The sequence below is a fragment of the Streptomyces sp. NRRL F-2580 genome (genome assembly GCF_000720115.1).
Classification (GTDB): Bacteria; Actinomycetota; Actinomycetes; order Streptomycetales; family Streptomycetaceae; genus Streptomyces.
In genome coordinates, this window is sequence record NZ_JOIR01000015.1 from 101,525 (window position 1) to 116,218 (window position 14,694).

The window sequence follows — 14,694 nt, forward strand, 5'->3', positions numbered from 1 at the left end:
CGCCCCGAAGACAGCCCCGAAGAACCGATTCGATCCCGTGATACGCGACACAGAAGTGCAGAGACACCCATGAACCTTTCCGTACATGTCAGCCGTTCCCGGAAGGTCCGCGTCGCGGCCGCCGTCGTCTGGCTGGCCGCGCTCGCGGCCTGCGGCCAGCAGCCGGGCGAGGGCTCCGACGCGGGCGCCAAGGCCGCCGCACCGACGACGCGCTTCACCGAGAACGGGGTCACCGTCACGCTCTCGGTGTCCGACTGGCGGGCCTCGAAGGGCACCGTCACCGCGGTGTTCACCCCCGAGCGCAGAGGGTTCCACCTCTACAGCATCGACCTGCCGGCCACCGGCATCGAGGACGTGGGCCGACCGACCGCGATGACCGTGTCCGGCGTCCTCAAGGCGGAGGGCAGGCTGACGGCCGCCGAGGACGTACGGTCCATCAGCGTGCCCGGTGTCGACGCCCCGGTCCCCGTCTACCCCGACGGGCCCGTCACCACCACGCTCCCGGTCAGCGCCGACGGGAACGGGGACGCGACCCTGCTGCTCGGCTACGCGAGCTGCAGCTCCCAGGACGGCTGCACCATCCCGGTCTCCGACCGTCCCGTGCGCCTGCGCGTCACCGGCGACGGCCCGGCCTTCGACGCCCCTTAGGGTCTGTCCTCCCTGACCGAGCCCCTAAGGTGTGCCCATGCCGAGCGTCCTGGTCGTCGAAGACGACCCCAGCATCCGCCAGTCACTGATCGAGGTCCTGGCGGAGCACGGGTATGCCGTGCGCAGCGCGGGCGACGGGTTCGGCGCGCTGCGCGAGGTCACCCAGTCGCCCGTCGACGCGGTGGTCCTCGACCTGGGACTGCCCGATCTGGACGGAGGAGACGCGTTGCGGATGATCCGCGGCATATCCTCCGTGCCGGTGCTGGTGGCCACCGCCCGCGACGACGAGACGGAAATCATCAAGCTCCTCAACGCGGGCGCCGACGACTACCTGGTCAAGCCCTTCTCCGGCGGCCAGCTCGTCGCACGGCTCTCCGCCGTCCTGCGGCGCACGAGCCACGTCCCGCCGGCCGGTGCCCCGGCAGGCGCACCGGTGACACCGGCCGCCGAACCGCTGCGCCCCACCACCGTGGGCGAACTGGCCGTGGACCCGGGCGCGCGCACCGCGTACCTGGCCGGCCGGGAGCTCCGCCTCACCCGCCGGGAGTTCGACCTCCTGGCGTTCCTCGCCCACCACACCGGCCAGGTCGTCTCCAAGCGCCGCCTGCTGACCGAGGTGTGGCGCGAGCCGTACGTGGACGACCAGACCGTCGACGTGCACCTGTCGTCCCTGCGCCGCAAACTGGGCGAACGGGCGGCGGCCCCGCGCTACCTCCTGACCGTCCGCGGCGTCGGCATCAAACTGGTGGCCCCGCGTTGAGACGCTCACTGGCCGGAGTGGCCCTCGCGGTGACCTCCATGGTCGCCCTGTCCTTCCTCATACCGCTGGCCGCACTGGTGATGTCGCTGGTCAAGGAACAGGGCGTCACCGCGGCCGAGCAGCGGGCCGCCGCCCTGGCACCCGTCCTCGCGCTGACCACGGACCCGGCGGCCCTGCGGGAGTCCGCCGCGAGCCTGGACGCGGCCGACCACCTGGTCGTCCATCTGCCGGACACCGGGCCGCTCGGCCGTTCCAAGGCGCCGGCCGCACTGCTCGAACGGGCCCAGCGGGGCCGCGAGTCCATCTCGCAGGAGGTTCCGCACGGCTGGATCTGCCTGCAGCCGGTGGTGCTCCCCGGCGAGCAGGTCGCCGTCATCGAGAACTTCGTTCCCGAGGAGGAACTGACCCGGGGGGTCAAGGAGTCCTGGGCGGTCATGCTCTTCCTCGCCGTGGGACTGATCGGCGGCTCCGTGCTGGTCGCCGACCGCCTCGGCGCGAAGGTCGTCAGGTCCTCGAAGCGGCTCGCGCAGGCCTCGCGCGCACTCGGCCAGGGCGACCTGGACACCCGTGTGGACCCGATGGGCCCCAAGGAACTGCGCGAGGCGGGCGTGGCCTTCAACGCGATGGCCCACCGGATGACCGAACTGCTCGCCGTGGAACGCGAACTCGTCGCCGACCTGTCCCACCGGCTGCGCACCCCGCTGACCGCCCTGCACCTGGCCTCGGAGCGGATGGCCGGCACCCCGGAATCGGCCAGGGTCGAGGCCGCGGTCGGCGAATTGGAGACGGAGCTCCAGGCCATCATCGCCACGGCGCGCACCCCGCTCGCCGTGGGACCCATGGGCCAGGGCATGCTCGGCGCGGAACCCTCCACGGGCGACCGCGCCGCCGGCAACGGCGCTCCCGGTCCCCGCTGCGAGGCGGCCGACGTCGTACGCCGCCGCACGGCCTTCTGGGCGGTCCTGGCGGAGCAGCAGCAGCGGCCCTGCTGCCTCGACCTCACGCAGGAACCCACGGGCGTGGGCCTCTCCGAGGACGACGTGGCCGCCGTGGTGGACGCGCTCATCGGCAACATCTTCCGCCACACCCCGTCCGGGACCCCGTTCGGCGTCCACGTCGTGCGCACGGCCCACGCGGTGGAGCTGGTCGTGGAGGACGGCGGGCCCGGCATCCCGGATCCGGACCGGGCCCTGTCCCGTGGGAGCAGCACCGGTTCCACCGGGCTTGGGCTGGACATCGCGCAGCGGGCCGCGAGCGCCACGGGCGGCTCGATGCGCATCTCCCGCGGCCCCCTGGGGGGCGCGCACATCACGGTGACGTTCGCACTGGCCACGCCGTCGCGGACGGGCCGGGGGCCCCGCCTCTCCCGCCGCCGGCCGACCTGGCGGGCGACCCGCCGGCCCCGGACGTCAGGCTGAGGACGGCCTCGGTGGCGGGACGGGCGACAGCCCGCGGGTCAGGAACGGGTCCAGTAGGCGCAGCCCTCCCCGGAGCCCGGCTCGGGGAGCCGGCTGCGGGTCTCGAAGCCGTCCGGGCGGCCGTGGCACACGGCCTCCCGTGACACCACGGAGCCCCTCGGAATCGGTGCGCCCCGCGAAGAGGCCGGCGGGTGTGAGCTCCTCGGGTATCTCCCCGGCCGTCGTCCACGCCTCGCCTCGCGCAGGAGAGGCGGAAGGCCGCGAGGAACTCGGGGTCCCACTGCGGTGCGTACGTGAGCGTCAGGGCCCGCGCCCCTCGGGATGCCTTCGTGGCGGGCGAAGCGAACCGCGCCTGGCCGGCGGCGTCCAGGCCCCGGTCGGAGTGGGCGAAGGCCCAGCCGTCTCCCGCCGCGCCGAACCGGGCGACCGTCCGGCCCGTTCCCCGCGGGCAGGGCATCGGCGCGCCCGCGGCGGCTACGCGCGCCTGCCGGCCCGTTCCGGCAGGCGCGCGGACAGCACCCGGCCCAGGTCCAGCACGCTCAGGCCGAACATCAGGACGCCCAGCGGGACATGGACCGACGGCACGCGCGCGATGCCGAGCACCACCTGCACCGAGGCGAGTACGAGGAAACCGGACGCGTACAGGATCGGGCGGGGCGAACCGCCGCCCGGCCGCCACGCGAGGACCGCGGCGAGCACGTACAGCATCGACGCGCCGTACATCACGCGCGCTCCGACGCCGTGCAGCACCTCACCGTGGGACGAGGACAGCAGCAGTCCCGCCGTGGCTGCCTGGAAGAAGATGCCCGCCGTCTGCAGGGCTATCGCGACCTGCTGGAACGTGACCCTGCCCGGTGCTGCCGTCATCTGTGTGGCCATGGCGCGGTCCCCTCGTCTGCCTCGCGGCGGTGGATCGGTAGTGTCTCGTCCGTCCGACGACGCGGGCCCCCGAAGTGTGAGGCCAAGCGTGGTCCTCACACTCCGGTGCGGTGTTTCGTCGAAGAGTCGGGAGCCGAAGCGGACGAGACGAACCAGGGAGCGGTCACGAGCATGAGCACCCCATCCGAGGCAGGGCACGACCGGTGGGAGCCGGACCTGAGCGCGGTCGTCGGCGAACGGCGCCAGCTGATCAACCTGGCCTACCGGCTGCTGGGTTCGCTGGCCGAGGCCGAGGACGCCGTGCAGGAGACGTACACCCGCTGGTACGCGATGTCGCGGCAGCAGCAGGCGGCCATCGAGTCGCCCGGCGCCTGGCTGACGACGGTGGCCGGCCGCATCTGCCTCGACGTGCTCGGCTCGGCACGGGCCCGGCGCGAGCGCTACGTCGGCGCGTGGATACCCGAGCCGCTGCCCGACCGTACCGAGTGGTTCAGCGGGCGGGCGGGCGACGGCAGCGGCGAGCCGGACGACCCCGCCGACCGGATCACCCTGGACGAGTCGGTGAACATGGCTTTCCTCGTCGTACTGGAGTCGATGACGCCGGCCGAACGCGTGGCGTTCATCCTCCACGACGTGTTCCGCTACCCCTTCCCCGAGGTCGCCGGGATCGTCGGCCGCACGCCCGCGGCCTGCCGCCAACTGGCCTCCTCGGCCCGCCGACGGATGCGCGCCGCGCAGGCGCCGACGCCTGCGACGGCCGGACAGGCCGGCCTGGTACGGGACTTCAAGAAGGCGTGGGAAGCCAAGGACATCAAGGCGCTCGTCGGCCTGCTCGACCCCGATGCCACGATGACCGCCGACGGCGGCGGCCTGGTCGGCACCGTCCTGCGCCCGGTCGAGGGCGGCGAGCGGATCGCCGAGTACCTGATCCACATCGCCGACAAGGCCCCCGGACTGACCCTCCTGGAACGGACGGTCAACGGCCGGCCCGGCCTGGTCGCCCAGCACTCCGGCATCACCGTGACCGTGGCGGCGTTCAGCCTCACCGACGACCGCGTCACCCGCATCTGGGCCGTCCGCAACCCGGAGAAGCTCCGCCCGTGGACCGAGATCACCCAGAACTGACCTTCACCCCGGCGCGGTTCGGCTCCGTCGATCCCTGAGCCTGCCGACGCGTAGCAGTTGGCAGGCGCCAGCGGGACCACGCGGGCCACGCCGAGCCCGGGGAGGACCCACCTACCTGGGCTGCCGGGAGGCGGGCCGCCGCCTCGGCGAAGTACAGGACTGCATGACGCGTGGCAGTCTGGTCAGGGCATCTCGTCGGGGTCGCAGCTGGCCCGGCGCAGCCCGATCGTGCGGAGGGCCCGCAGCAGGGCTTCCGCGTCTCCCTCGCGCACGATGTGGACGGCCCCCTCGACCGCCAGGCCGGACACCGCCGGGGGCATGCGGGCCGCCGCCGTGCGCAGCACCACTCCGCTCGGCGGGTCCAGGGCGCGCACCCCGTGGAAAACGCGGCGGACGCCCGGGTCGGCGTCGAGGCTGTCGAGCCCGGCCGACAGGGACAGGACCGTGATGTCGGGCAGGAGGACGCGGGCGTGCGCGAGCGCGACGGCGGGATCGTGGGCGTGCGATACGACCCGGAAGTGCGGGTTGCGCTGGATCCCCGACCGCAGCAGCTCCAGCTGCTCGCCGTCGGGCACCCCGACCACCAACACCGTCATCACCTGTTCCATCCTGCGCCCCGGCACGGCGCGAGGCACCCCGGGGCGCGGAACGGAACGAGGGATCCGGCTGCGGCGGGTTCCGGCCGGTCAGTGCCGCCGACGGCACCCGCAGAGCGGCGGAAGATCGACTTCACGGCGCAGGATCCCCGTCAGCCGGGGCTCGGCGCCCTTCAGGTGTTCAGGAGCCGGTTGAAGAACGACCGGTAGTGCTGCAGCGCCAGCCGCAGGTCCTCGGTCGCGACCTGCTCGCCCTGGCCCCACTGCCCCTCCAGTCCCTGCTTGTGGTCGGAGAAGGTGCGGGCGAGGGTCTGCATCACCTCGGCGACGAGGGCGTCCGCCGACCTGACCGCCTCCTGCGGGTCGTCGACGAACCGGCCCTGGATCTCGTTCCATGCCTTGCGGTAGTCGGCGGTGTCCTGGGCGCCGAGCAGCGGCTCGTCAGCGGTCCCTGCACCCCCTGCGCCCCCGGCGGCCCCTGCCCCGCCGGTCCCCTCCGGGGTCCGGTCCGTCAGGCCCTCGTCGCCGTTCTCGCGGGTCCCGGGCTCATCGGCGGCATCATCGGCGGCCGTGTCCATGGTGGCCTCCCCCGGGTACAGCGGCGCCGTCCGCCCGTCAGCCGTGCCGACGTCCGTGTCGGCATCCCGGTCTGCGTCCCTGTCGGCGTCCGCTGCCGGCACCGGACGGGCTATGTCTTCCGTCGTGAGGCCGGCCTCGCCGGCCTGTTCCTCGTTGCTTCCGTGGTTGCGCATCTCACCGGCTCCTCTGGTCGGTCAGGAGGTCGTCGAACAGGGCGCGGTAGTGGACCATCGCCCCGCGGAGTTCCTCGGTCGTCGTCCGCTGGTCGGTGCTGCGCACCTTGACGTCGTGGGCGGCCCGGTAGTGCTCCAGGGTGCGGCCGTGTTCGACCGAGAGGTCGCGCAGCCGGCCGCGGTAGTCGTCCGTCGGGTACCCCCGCTCGCGCATGAGGCGCGACACCAGTTCGTCGGCCTCCTCCACGGAGTCTTCCGGCCGGTCCACGAAATGCTCCTGGACGGTGCTCCATTCGGACGCGTACAGGTCCCGGCGTTCGACGGGCAGTTCCTTGATCTCGAGCTGGTCGTGGCGTTGCTCGCGCTCGCGCAGCTCGCGCTCGGCGGCCATGCGGCCGCCCTCCGCCTCGACCGTGCGGTCGTATTCGGGTCCGAACCTGTTCTGCAGGTGCCGTCGTCGCGCCATCATCCACAGTGCGACCGTGAGCGCGATCACGACGATCGCTGCGACCACGATGACGGCGATGAGTGTGCTGGTTGACATGTTCGGCCTCCATTCCGGGGCCTCGTCGGCTTCATTGACGCGGCTGCCCCTGTCACCGCCGGGCAAACCCGCGCCGTGCGGCCAAGCGGGGTGCGTGTGGTTCGAGCGACGACGGGCCGGGTAGCCGCTCAGCGGTGATGAGAGGAGTGCCCATGCCCCAGACCGGGCTCGATGCCTTCACCGGCGTACTCGACGGCCCGATGTACGTGGTCACGGTCGCGGCCGGCGGCGAGCGCGCGGGATGCCTGGTGGGGTTCGCCTCCCAGTGCTCGATCCGCCCGCCGCGCTTCGTGGTGTGGCTGTCCACGGTCAATCGCACCTACCGCGTGGCGCGCGGAGCCACGTACCTCACCGTGCACGTGCTGCGCCGGGACCAGCACGGCCTGGCGGAGCTGTTCGGCGGCGAGACCGGCGACCGGGTGGACAAACTCGCGCAGGTCTCCTGGTGGCCCAGCGGTCACGGCAGTCCGGTGCTGGCGGACGTGCGCACCTGGTTCGTCGGCAGGATCGAGGGGCAGATCGAGGGCGGCGACCATGTGGGTTTCCTGCTGGCACCGGTCGAGGAGGGCCCGCCGGAGGACGGGGATGGGACCGGGATCGGGGACGGGGGCGCTGCCGACGGGTTCGAGGCCGGGCTGCTGCGCTACAGCGACGCCGATGACATCTCTCCGGGCCACCCCGCGTGACGGCCGCACAGGCTCACGGCCGAGGACCCACTGCTCACCGCCGGCGCTCGGCGAAGGGGCTGCTGTCGAGGTGCGCGAGCAGGTCGGCGGGGTGCCGGTAGACGGCGCTGGCCCCGGCCTCCTCCAGGTCCCCCCGCGGGATGCCGCCGCACAGCAGACCCACGCCCGCGACGTCGGCCCGGGAGGCCGCCCGCATGTCCCAGACCGTGTCGCCGACGAACACGGCGTCGCTTGCGGCGGCGTCGGCGAGGCCGAGGGCGTGGTGCACCTGATCGGGTGCGGGCTTGCCCTCGCTCACGTCCTCCGAGCTCGCCGTCGCGGTGATGGCGTCGTCCGCCCCGACGGCCCTTCTGAGCGCGTCGAGCTCGGCGTCCTTCGCCGAGGTCACGAGCACGACCCGCCAGCCCCGGCGGTCCAGCTCGCGCAGCAGCTCGGCCGCCGCGTCCAACGGGGGCAGCCTGTCGAAGTACGTGCCGTAGAGGGTGGTGTGCGCGGCACTGAGCGCGTCGTCCTCGCCCGTGTCCCGGTCCTCGCCCAGCAGGTGCGCGAGGAGGTCCTCGCCGGGCAGTCCGATCGCGCGGTGGATGTCGTGCATCGCGACGTCGTGGCCCGCCTGCCGGAGGGCCTCCCACCAGCAGACGACGTGCAGGTGATTGGTGTCGGCGAGGGTGCCGTCGACGTCGAACAGTGCGGCACGGTTCATGTCCGCCTCCCGTGGGGCTCGGCAGCCGGGACCGCTCGGACCGGCAGGGGCGAACGCAACGCGCTGCGCCCCTGGTCCCAGGCCTCCCGGATGTGGACCGCGAGGCGGTCCTCCAGCAGTACGGTCGCCGCGCACCCGAAGGCGACGTCCGCCTCGAGGCCGGGCTCGTCGGCGAGGAGGCCTGCGACGACCTCGTGGCGTACGACCTGTTCGTGGACGGCGTCGGCCTCCACGTGTTCGGCGTAGAAGTGCTCGGCGGCGGGTCCCGCCCCGCAGCGCCGCATGGCCTTGGCCAGGCGCCTGGACCCGGGCGACGAGGTGATCTCGACGCACGCGAAGTGGCCGATGAGCGCGCCGCGCGAGGCCCGGTGGAGACCGAGGAGTGACATGAGGTTGACGGTCGCGAGCAGGGGCGCGGGGGCGCGGTCCAGGTAGTGGCCGTACGAAGGATCCAGGCCGAGGTCGGTCATCAGGGCCGCGAAGAGCTCCGCGTGGATGCGGTCGGCGCGGCCGGCGCCGAACTCGTCGTACTCGATGGCGACCATGGCGGCCTTGGCCCGTCCGGTGAGCCGGGGGATGACCCAGGCGTGCGGGTCCGCCTCCTTGAGGTGGTAGAGGGAGCGCAGGGCGGCGTACTCGCGCAACTGCCAGAGCTCTCCCTCCGTTTCGAGGTGGTGGCTGAGGCTGCCGGAGAGGTCGACGGGCTCGACGAGCAGCGGGGCGAAGGCCGCTTCGACCGTTCGGGGGGCGTCGGAGAGGTCGGTGCGCAGGGCGTGGAGGAAGCGGGTTTCGAGGGCTCCGCGCAGGCGCAGCAGGTCCGGATCCCATTCGCGTTCGTCGTCCACGCCGTCGAAGCCGCGGTAGTGCAGTTCGTAGAGGAGGTAGAGCGCGAGCTGGAGGTCCTCACCCCACGGGTCGGCCTTCAGTACGGAGCCGGTGGCGTACGCGGGCGGGCCGCCGGACCGCAGGGCCTCGGCCACCGCCGAGGACAGCGGGCCCCGCCCCTCGGCCAGGCGGGGGCCGGCGGCGGGAGCCTGCGTGCCGGGGCTGGGAGGGGACATCAGGGTCATCACGGGGTCCTGTCCTCGGGCGGCGGCGGGTCGGCCCGCTCGCGACGTCGGTGGCTGGTGTCGCACCAGGGGTACGTACGGCTGCGGCGGCAGGTGCAGACCGCGACCATGAAGCGGTCCGAGCGGGCGACCCTCCCGTCGGCCAGGACGATCTCGACCGGCCCCTCGACGAGGACCGGGCCCTCGGGATCCACGGACACCCGGCGTGGGGCCGGGCGGGGGTCCGGGCCGGGGGCGCTCTCAGAGGTTCCGGGCACGGATGACCACCAGCTCTTCCCACTCGTCGGCCTCGCCGGCCAGTCCCTGACCTTGCAGCCAGGCCCGTCGTGAACGCAGGACCGGCCCCCACGGCACGGAAGCCCTGGCCGTGACCTCCGCCGCCAGCCCCGCGCCGGCCAACCGGTCCACGGTCGCCTCGGCTCCGCACATGCCCGAGTGCACCAGGAGCAGCACACCGCCGGGTCGCAGCAGGTCAGGGGCGCTCGCGCAGATCCGGTCGATGACGCCGCGCCCGTCCGGGCCGGCGTCCCAGGCCCGCTCCGGCCCGTGCGACGGGAGCCGGGCCCCCGGCGCGGGGACGTACGGCGGATTCGCGACGACCAGGTCGTAGCGGCGCCCGGCGGTGCGGGCGGCGAAGTCGCCGTGCAGGACGCGCAAGGGCAGGCGCCGACGCCACGCGTTCAGCCGCGCCGTGAGCACGGCGGGCCAGGAGACGTCGACCGCCGTGACGCGGGCTCCCCTGCCGGCGGCGTGCAGGGCCAGTGCGCCGGTGCCGGTGCCGATCTCCAGGGCGTCGGTCCGCGGCCCGAGCTCCTCGTGGGCGAGCGCCTCCGCGAGGAGGCAGGTGTCCGCCTGCGGCCGGTAGACACCCGGCAACGCGAACAGGCCGAGCGGCAGGGTGCCCGAGGTGAGAGCCGTACTGGACACCGCGTTACCTCCGGGGTCGATCGCGGCTCCGGCAGTGGCGGACCGCGTAACGGATGGGACTGTGCGGCTGCCCCGTCAGACGGTCCCCATCCGGAATCGCGTCGATCTTCGGAGGATCACACGGAAACAGAGTCGGAACGGGAACGGCCGGTGACCGTGCGGCGCGCCCACCGGCCCGGTTCGGACCGCGGCTCACGGCCCGGCGCCACGGCCGGGTCTACCGTGGAAGGGTCCCGTCCCACCCGAGCGGCAGATGAGGCTGACAGCTGTGTCGACGTCGAGCCACGAGATCTTCGGTGCCCCGTGCTGGGTCAGCCTGCTGGCCCGCGATCTCGGGTCCGCCCAGCGGTTCTACGGTGCCGTGCTCGGCTGGGAATTCCGTCCCACGCACCTGGGGCACGGCATGATGGTCGCCTTCCGCGACGGGGCTCCCGTCGCGGGTGTGGGCGCGCTCGGCGGGAGCGCCGACGCGCCGGTGCTGTGGACGCCGTACTTCGCCGTCGACGATGCCGACGTGGCCGCCTCGCGGATCCGCGAACGCGGCGCCACCATGGCGGTCGGCCCCCTGGCCTTCGGCACCGGGCGGGCCGCCCTCGCGGCGGACCCCGCCGGGGCTGTGTTCGGCTTCTGGCAGGGCGAGGTCGTCCCCGACTGGTCCGTCGGCCGGGGGAGCGCCCCTGCCTGGCTGGAACTGCGGACCCGCGACGCGTTCGCCGCGGCCATCTTCTACGGGGAGGTGCTCGACTGGGGCAGCGAGCGGCCGTCCTGCTGCACGGTCTCCTACGAGCACGCCCACGTCGTCCTGCGCCACGGCCGCGACACCGTCGCCCGCATCAGCGGCGGCGCGCTCGAAGCGGCGCCCGACCCCGAGGTGCGCCCCCGATGGCACGTCCACTTCCGCGTGCCGGACCTCGAAGCCGCCGTCGAAGCCGCCTCCCGCCTGGGCGGCCGGACCGCCTCCCCCGTGCAGACGTCCAGCATGAGCCGTTGGGTCGTCCTCGCCGATCCCGAAGGGGCGCTCTTCACCGTGGTGGCGCCCCAGGACACGCTCACCTGACCAGCCCGGCCGGCGGCCGGAGTCGTGGCACGGCGCCGCGCTTCCAGGACGGAACCTGACCTGTTCACCTGGTCCCGTCCTACGGTCGTCCCGTCGGCACACGCCGTCACACGCCGTCACGCGTCAGCACACAGCTCGCGCCAGCAGGAACCGGCGGAGAGGACCTTCCGATGAAGCACACCGCGCCCGAGGGATACACCAGCGTCGCGCCGTGGGTCGTCACCGACGACACCGGCGCGCTGCTCGACTTCATCGCCGCCGCCTTCGACGGCGAGGAGATCGCCCGCGTGCCACTTGAGGACGGCACCGTCGGCCACGGCGAGATCCGCGTCGGCGACACGGTCGTACTGGCCTTCGACCGCAGGCCCGACTGGCCGGTGATGCCCTCCCTCCTGCGCGTCTACGTCCCCGACGCCGACGCCGCCATGGCCGCCGCGGTGGCGCAGGGGGCGACGGTCGTCACCGAGGCCATCGACAGTGCTTGGGGCGACCGCGGCGGGCGGGTGCGCGACCCGTTCGGCAACATCTGGTGGGTGACGAGCCGGGTCGAGGACGTCGCACCGGACCGGGTCTGGCAGCGGATGTCCGAGCCGAAGTACGCCGAGTCGATGCGCATCGCCCAGGAGACCCTCGACGCCGAACTCGGCGGGCGGGAGGCCGGGGTGGCCGGCGCCCGCCGACACCCGTCTCCCTGATCCGCCCCGTTTCCCGGGCCTTCAGTGCCGGCGTGCGCAGGTCCAGGCCCCCATGCCCTGGATCCTGGCGAGTCTGCGCGCCGTCGCGATCTGCTCCGCCTTCGTGGCGAGGTCGGCGCGCGACGCGTACTTGCGGCCTCCGGCGGCCTTCCAGCTCGACTGGGTGAACTGCAGTCCGCCGTAATGGCCGTTGCCGGTGTTCGCCCGCCAGTTCCCACCGGACTCACATCGGGCGATGGCGTCCCAGTCGGCTTTCGGTCTGGAGTGGACAGCGGCGGCGTGAGCCCCGGACACGTCCAACAGGGCCACGGTCAACAAGACCGCTGAAGCGAGCAGTTGGCCGAGCATGCGCCGGCTGCGCCGGTCCTTCCGGTGACACGACATCAGTCCTCCTTCGCTGTTGGGGCGGACCTGCCGCGAACAGCGGGCGGGCCCGCGTACGACCGCCTTCGGGTCGTGGCCACAGCAGAGCACGGACCGACGCGCTTCCCGCGGCACTTGCGGTCCACGAGGGGAAGACGCCACCCGAACGGACGCTCTACGACCCCTCGCGCAGGCCCGCCGGGGCCCTGGGGTGGCGCTCCACCCGGCCGATCGCCCGCGCCGCGGATGCGGCTTCGTGTTGCTCCAGTGGGCTGACGTGGCGCTCCCGAAGTGCCACGATGGTCCGTGCTTCAACAGTGTGCCTGTCGGGACGCGGTGAGAGTAGTGACCGCGTCCCGGTGGCAGCCCTACCCCACGAAAGGGCGGACACCCCATGCGCGTCACACCTCTCGTATCGTCCTTAGGCAGCGAGCAGGGCTCGGCCACGGACGACATACGGCTCTACTACAGCCACAAGACACAGGAGATCCTCCAGAAGTACGGCCCGGGTCCCCGCGTCCACTTCCACGTGGGGCTGTACCCGGACGGCCCGCCGGACACCACCGTCTCCCAGAACATGCTCAAACAGCGCATGCTCGACGCCCAGGAGCGGATCGTCGAGCACGCGGCCCGCACCTGGGGCGCGTACGAGGCACCTCCCCGGCGGCTGCTGGACATCGGCTGCGGCCTGGGCGGGACGTCGCTGTACTGGGCGCAGGAGCACGGGGCATCGGTCACCAGCCTCACCGTCGCCGGGGAACACATCCCGATCGTCCGGCACTTCGCCCGGCACGCCGGTGTCGGCGGGCGGGTCCATCCCGTACTGGCGGACGTGCACGACCTGGACGAGACCCGTGCGTACGACGCCGTCTACGCCAACGAGAGCAGCGGCTACACCGACCGTGCGCGGCTCTTCGACGTCGTCGCCAAGGCACTGCAGCCGGGTGGATGGTTCGGGATCCAGGAACACTTCATGGGCCGCTCCGAGTGGCGCGAGTTCATCGACGACTACTACAGAACGCGGCTGGGGGTGCGCGGGGAATACCTGGCCGCGGCCGAGGCGGCCGGCTTCGAACTCGTACACGAGGAGGACGTGACGGACTCGGTGGCGGAGTTCTGGGTGCAGTCCATGGCGTGGAACACCGCCGAACTCGACCGCCTCCGGTCGGGCGCCCACGTCCAGCCCGGCGCGTGGACCCGCGAACGGCTCGAACAGTCGACGCTCGCACACAGCAGGTTCTTCCGGCTCTGGCGTGACCACGCGGTGCAGACCAGATTGCTGCGCTTCCGGTTGGGGGGTGGCCGATGACGGCGTCGTCCGCACCGGCGCCGCGGCCCTCGCTCCTCGGTACGGGCCTGCCGCCGTTCTACTGCCCCCTGGAGCGCGACCTCCTCCATCCCGAGGCGAAGCAGGTGGAGGCCCGCGCGACCGAGTGGCTGGACGCCTTCGGCCTGTACCCCGATCCGGTCGAGCGCGCGTGGGGACTCGCCACCCACAGCGCCGACTTCTCCTGCCGCATCATTCCCGACGGGAACGTGGAGGCGCTCCTGCTGTTCACCGAGTGGAACTACTGGGCCAACGCCGTGGACGACTGGCAGGATTCGGGTTCCGACGAGGTGGGGACCGGCGCCGTCGTCGAACACGGGGCGCGGCTGCTGCGGACCATCGAGGACCCCGGGGCGTCGGTGCTGCCCGAGGGACCCATGACCCGCGCGCTCCTGGACCTGGTGGGCCGCACCCATGCCCTGCTCACCCCCTACGAGTTGCGCCGGTTCGTCGAGGGGACGCGTGACTGGCTGCTCGGGGCGGCCTGGCGCGCCGCCCAGGCCGAGGCGGGGACCATGCCGGGGCTGAACGACTTCGTCGCCATGGGGCCGTTGGCGAACGGTACGCGTTTCTCCCTGACCTGGTCCGATGTCGCACGCGGGGACCGGCTGCCGGCGGACGTGCTCTGCTCCCCCGCCCTGACGGCGTTGACGGACGCGGCGGGGTTCGTCGTCAGCGCGGACAACGACCTGTTCTCCTACGACAAGGACGACCATCTGGTGCCGCGCGAGGTGAACCTCGTCAACGTCCTGGCCCACCAGGAGAACTGCTCCCCCGCCGAGGCGGTGCCGCTCGCGGTGGCCCTGCGCGACCGGGTGATGGTCCTCTTCACCAGGCTGCGGGCGCAGTTGGAAAGCAGTGCGGACACAGCGGGTGGCGTGGACGGGGAACTGCGCCGTCACCTGGCCGCGTTGGGTCACTACATGGCCGGCTCCATCGCGTGGCAGAGCAGCGCCCCCCGGTACGCGAGCCCCCGCAATCGGCACGAACTGCCGCTCGCGGAGGCCCGGCTCGCACTCCAGTACGCCGATGCCCCCAGCGTCGACGCAACCGAGCCGCCGGATCTGCCGGCCCTCGCCTCCTGGTGGCGGCGCGTACGCGACTGAGCACGGTCGGGGCCCCGGCCGGTTCGGCCGGGGCCCTC

18 protein-coding genes are annotated in these 14,694 nt (G+C 73.0%); 9 read left to right on the forward strand and 9 right to left on the reverse strand.

The genetic code is table 11. The annotated features are described in order from the left end of the window. The first annotated feature begins 69 nt into the window (after positions 1 to 69). Genes IF88_RS0118990 through IF88_RS0119000 form a run of 3 tightly spaced genes read left to right on the forward strand, consistent with a single transcriptional unit; the run spans position 70 to position 2,826 of the window. Positions 70 to 648, forward strand: coding sequence for a hypothetical protein (locus IF88_RS0118990; protein ID WP_030713317.1), 579 nt, complete (start codon positions 70 to 72; stop codon positions 646 to 648). A 37-nt stretch (positions 649 to 685) separates the two neighbouring features. Next, positions 686 to 1,408 (forward strand): response regulator transcription factor, encoded by a 723-nt coding sequence (locus tag IF88_RS0118995; RefSeq protein WP_030713319.1) that lies wholly within the window; start codon positions 686 to 688, stop codon positions 1,406 to 1,408. After that, the gene (locus tag IF88_RS0119000) at positions 1,405 to 2,826 is read left to right on the forward strand and encodes a sensor histidine kinase (RefSeq protein ID WP_051837141.1); all 1,422 of its coding nucleotides are present in this window, start codon (positions 1,405 to 1,407) and stop codon (positions 2,824 to 2,826) included. The genes IF88_RS0118995 and IF88_RS0119000 overlap by 4 nt, the downstream gene beginning before the upstream one ends. A gap of 474 nt (positions 2,827 to 3,300) precedes the next feature. Here the strand turns inward: IF88_RS0119000 and IF88_RS0119010 are convergent, their stop codons facing one another. After that, positions 3,301 to 3,705 carry a hypothetical protein gene (locus IF88_RS0119010; protein WP_030713323.1) on the reverse strand — a complete coding sequence of 135 codons (405 nt, stop codon included), beginning with the start codon at positions 3,703 to 3,705 and terminating at the stop codon, positions 3,301 to 3,303. A 171-nt stretch (positions 3,706 to 3,876) separates the two neighbouring features. Here IF88_RS0119010 and sigJ point away from each other — a divergent pair, with 171 nt between their 5' ends. Further along, positions 3,877 to 4,830, forward strand: a complete 954-nt coding sequence (gene sigJ, locus IF88_RS0119015) for an RNA polymerase sigma factor SigJ (protein ID WP_030713326.1) — start codon at positions 3,877 to 3,879, stop codon at positions 4,828 to 4,830. A 182-nt stretch (positions 4,831 to 5,012) separates the two neighbouring features. On the opposite strand, the gene IF88_RS0119020 is transcribed toward sigJ, so the two are convergent. From IF88_RS0119020 to IF88_RS0119030, 3 genes are all read right to left on the reverse strand, one after another. Continuing rightward, positions 5,013 to 5,426: a response regulator transcription factor gene (locus tag IF88_RS0119020; protein WP_030713329.1), complete on the reverse strand. Its 414-nt coding sequence runs from the start codon at positions 5,424 to 5,426 to the stop codon at positions 5,013 to 5,015. 173 nt (positions 5,427 to 5,599) lie between these two features. After that, the gene (locus IF88_RS47305; RefSeq protein ID WP_030713332.1) at positions 5,600 to 6,178 is read right to left on the reverse strand and encodes a hypothetical protein; all 579 of its coding nucleotides are present in this window, start codon (positions 6,176 to 6,178) and stop codon (positions 5,600 to 5,602) included. A 1-nt stretch (position 6,179) separates the two neighbouring features. Continuing rightward, entirely contained in the window at positions 6,180 to 6,722 is a 543-nt protein-coding gene (locus IF88_RS0119030; RefSeq protein WP_030713334.1) for a hypothetical protein, read from the reverse strand. Positions 6,723 to 6,874: 152 nt separating this feature from the next. Between IF88_RS0119030 and IF88_RS0119035 the strand changes: the two genes are divergently transcribed. Beyond that, positions 6,875 to 7,408 (forward strand): flavin reductase family protein, encoded by a 534-nt coding sequence (locus IF88_RS0119035; RefSeq protein ID WP_030713339.1) that lies wholly within the window; start codon positions 6,875 to 6,877, stop codon positions 7,406 to 7,408. A 34-nt stretch (positions 7,409 to 7,442) separates the two neighbouring features. Here the strand turns inward: IF88_RS0119035 and IF88_RS0119040 are convergent, their stop codons facing one another. The 4 genes from IF88_RS0119040 to IF88_RS0119055 are packed head-to-tail and all read right to left on the reverse strand — an operon-like array spanning position 7,443 to position 10,108. Next, entirely contained in the window at positions 7,443 to 8,111 is a 669-nt protein-coding gene (locus IF88_RS0119040) for an HAD family hydrolase (protein WP_030713348.1), read from the reverse strand. After that, complete coding sequence (locus IF88_RS0119045) at positions 8,108 to 9,172, reverse strand: iron-containing redox enzyme family protein (RefSeq protein WP_051837163.1); 1,065 nt, start codon at positions 9,170 to 9,172, stop codon at positions 8,108 to 8,110. The genes IF88_RS0119040 and IF88_RS0119045 overlap by 4 nt, the downstream gene beginning before the upstream one ends. A gap of 8 nt (positions 9,173 to 9,180) precedes the next feature. Next, entirely contained in the window at positions 9,181 to 9,438 is a 258-nt protein-coding gene (locus IF88_RS0119050) for a CDGSH iron-sulfur domain-containing protein (protein ID WP_051837143.1), read from the reverse strand. Beyond that, complete coding sequence (locus tag IF88_RS0119055) at positions 9,422 to 10,108, reverse strand: HemK2/MTQ2 family protein methyltransferase (protein ID WP_051837145.1); 687 nt, start codon at positions 10,106 to 10,108, stop codon at positions 9,422 to 9,424. Before IF88_RS0119055 ends, IF88_RS0119050 begins: the two co-directional genes overlap by 17 nt. Positions 10,109 to 10,427: 319 nt before the next feature. Between IF88_RS0119055 and IF88_RS0119060 the strand changes: the two genes are divergently transcribed. After that, positions 10,428 to 11,165 (forward strand): VOC family protein, encoded by a 738-nt coding sequence (locus IF88_RS0119060; protein ID WP_030713356.1) that lies wholly within the window; start codon positions 10,428 to 10,430, stop codon positions 11,163 to 11,165. A gap of 170 nt (positions 11,166 to 11,335) precedes the next feature. Further along, complete coding sequence (locus IF88_RS0119065; protein ID WP_037806317.1) at positions 11,336 to 11,860, forward strand: VOC family protein; 525 nt, start codon at positions 11,336 to 11,338, stop codon at positions 11,858 to 11,860. Positions 11,861 to 11,881: 21 nt separating this feature from the next. On the opposite strand, the gene IF88_RS0119070 is transcribed toward IF88_RS0119065, so the two are convergent. Next, the gene (locus tag IF88_RS0119070; protein ID WP_030713365.1) at positions 11,882 to 12,244 is read right to left on the reverse strand and encodes a transglycosylase family protein; all 363 of its coding nucleotides are present in this window, start codon (positions 12,242 to 12,244) and stop codon (positions 11,882 to 11,884) included. Between the two features lie 373 nt (positions 12,245 to 12,617). On the opposite strand from IF88_RS0119070, the gene IF88_RS0119075 reads away from it, so the two are divergent. Together IF88_RS0119075 and IF88_RS0119080 are read left to right on the forward strand one after the other, a co-directional pair. Beyond that, positions 12,618 to 13,532 carry an SAM-dependent methyltransferase gene (locus tag IF88_RS0119075; RefSeq protein WP_030713366.1) on the forward strand — a complete coding sequence of 305 codons (915 nt, stop codon included), beginning with the start codon at positions 12,618 to 12,620 and terminating at the stop codon, positions 13,530 to 13,532. Further along, positions 13,529 to 14,656 (forward strand): terpene synthase family protein, encoded by a 1,128-nt coding sequence (locus IF88_RS0119080; protein ID WP_051837148.1) that lies wholly within the window; start codon positions 13,529 to 13,531, stop codon positions 14,654 to 14,656. The genes IF88_RS0119075 and IF88_RS0119080 overlap by 4 nt, the downstream gene beginning before the upstream one ends. The last annotated feature ends 38 nt before the right edge of the window (positions 14,657 to 14,694 follow it).